The organism is Vibrio sp. 1727 (assembly GCF_033344415.1).
GTDB classification, from domain to species: Bacteria; Pseudomonadota; Gammaproteobacteria; order Enterobacterales; family Vibrionaceae; genus Vibrio; species Vibrio alginolyticus.
This window is the reverse complement of the sequence record NZ_JAWPOT010000358.1, coordinates 1-647: the sequence shown is the minus strand read 5'-3', so window position 1 is coordinate 647 and position 647 is coordinate 1. Positions and strand designations below refer to the sequence as shown.

2 protein-coding genes are annotated in these 647 nt (G+C 40.6%); one reads left to right on the top strand and one right to left on the bottom strand.

Translation table 11 applies throughout. The annotated features are described in order from the left end of the window. Positions 1-237 (bottom strand): PhzF family phenazine biosynthesis isomerase (locus R8O10_RS25730; RefSeq protein WP_318192027.1); only part of this gene is annotated, 237 nt, incomplete at its 3' end. 188 nt (positions 238-425) lie between these two features. On the opposite strand from R8O10_RS25730, the gene R8O10_RS25725 reads away from it, so the two are divergent. Further along, positions 426-647 (top strand): YbhB/YbcL family Raf kinase inhibitor-like protein (locus R8O10_RS25725; protein WP_412035181.1); only part of this gene is annotated, 222 nt, incomplete at its 3' end.

Sequence of the window (647 nt, the reverse complement as noted above, 5' to 3'; positions counted from 1 at the left end):
AGCGGCGAGCGTTGCGTGTCCACAAAAGTCGATTTCTGTAAGTGGTGAAAACCAGCGTATTTCATATTGATTCGTCCCAATCGTTTTAACAAACGCGGTTTCAGAGAGGTTGTTTTCCGCTGCAATGTTTTGCATTAGCTCTGGTTCTAACCACTCTTGCAAGGGTACGACTGCGGCTGAGTTGCCTTTAAATTGCGTGTCTGTAAATGCGTCAACGACGTAGATATCCAGTTCTATTCTGTCTTCCTTGTTTTCTGAGCAATTAGTTAGCATAAACCAGATGCAACTCAGATAATAAGAAATTTATTCTTGAATCTTAAAGTGTCAAAATGGACGATTATTTTATATTTTGTGATACTTATTGATGTATCTTGGCTTGGGTTGATGAATAGACTTGAATTGAACTCATTGAAAGGAATAAACACATGAAAGCGATTCACAAGTCTGTTTTGGCCCTTAGCGTTTTGGTTATCGGCTCTGCCCATGCTTTTGAACTAACGAGCAAAGATATTCAAGAAGGTCATCCAATGGCGAAGACATTTGAATATTCAGGTTGGGGATGTGATGGTGCGAACCAGTCTCCACAACTGATGTGGAAAGACGTTCCAAAGGGTACAAAAAGTTTTGCGATTACCGCGTACGATCCA